This window comes from Brenneria alni (assembly GCF_003666245.1).
GTDB classification, from domain to species: Bacteria; Pseudomonadota; Gammaproteobacteria; order Enterobacterales; family Enterobacteriaceae; genus Brenneria; species Brenneria alni.
On the sequence record NZ_MJLZ01000106.1, the window covers coordinates 1 to 1,274 of the forward strand.

Annotated in this window: 1 protein-coding gene; it reads right to left on the reverse strand. The window is 36.9% G+C overall.

Features of this window, described 5'->3' with window-relative positions; all coding sequences use genetic code 11:
* Window positions 1-38: 38 nt before the first annotated feature.
* Window positions 39-1,205, reverse strand: a complete 1,167-nt coding sequence (locus BIY29_RS19850; RefSeq protein WP_121576719.1) for a nucleotide sugar dehydrogenase — start codon at window positions 1,203-1,205, stop codon at window positions 39-41.
* Between the last annotated feature and the right edge of the window lie 69 nt (window positions 1,206-1,274).

Genomic DNA, 1,274 nt, shown 5'->3' on the forward strand with positions numbered 1-1,274 from the left:
ATTCATAAGTCTATTAAACTTATATAATACAGACTCTACTAATCAGCGCCGAACAGGTCTCGAGTATATACTTTATCAGCCACATCAGACAATTCAGCAGCCATACGGTTAGAAATTATAACATCAGCTAACTGCTTAAACTCATTCAGCTCATTAATGACTCGCGAGCTAAAAAATTGTTGTTCCTGAAGCACAGGCTCATAAACCACCACCTCAACTCCTTTGGCCTTAATGCGTTTCATCACTCCCTGAATAGCTGAAGCTCTGAAATTATCTGAGCCATTTTTCATCACCAGACGATACACACCAACTACCTTAGGGTTTCTCTTTAGAACTGACTTAGCAATGAAATCTTTCCTTGTACGGTTAGCTTCAACGATAGCTGCAATTAAATTATTTGGAACTTTAGCATAATTAGCTAGCAGCTGTTTAGTATCTTTCGGCAGGCAATAGCCACCATAGCCAAACGATGGATTATTATAGTGAGTGCCAATGCGGGGGTCTAAGCCTACCCCTTCAATAATTTGTTTACTGTCCAGACCATGTGTCTGAGCATAGCTATCCAGTTCATTAAAATAGGCTACGCGCATAGCCAGATATGTATTAGCAAACAGTTTAATAGCTTCAGCCTCTGTTGAGTCTGTAAAGAGTACAGGTATATCCTTTTTAACTGCACCCTGCAACAACAAAGCTGCAAATTTCTTAGCTCGTTCTGAACGCTCGCCGATCACAATACGTGATGGATAAAGATTATCATACAAAGCTTTACCCTCACGCAAAAATTCAGGCGAAAATATTATGTTATTTGTATAATATTTTTCGCATAGCTGTCTGGTATACCCGACAGGAATTGTTGATTTTATAATTATAATTGCATGCGAATTAATCGTCATAACATCCTGAATGACGGCTTCAACTGATTGAGTATTAAAATAATTTGTCTTTGGATCATAATCTGTTGGTGTTGCAATAATAATATATTCAGCTTCGCTATAGGCAAAGACTTTATCCGTGGTAGCCAAAAAATTTAGCTCCTTATGCTGTAAGAAATCTTCGATTTCTTTATCAACAATTGGTGACTTCTTGTTATTAAGGAGTTCAACTTTTTCCACTACAATATCTAATGCAATGACATCATTATGTTGTGCCAGTAGAATGGCATTAGACAGGCCTACATAACCTGTTCCCGCTATCGCTATTTTCATTTTTCAACCGTTTAAAATAATATTTATGAGAGATGGATAAAGATTTATGCAACTAGATCACTATAATTA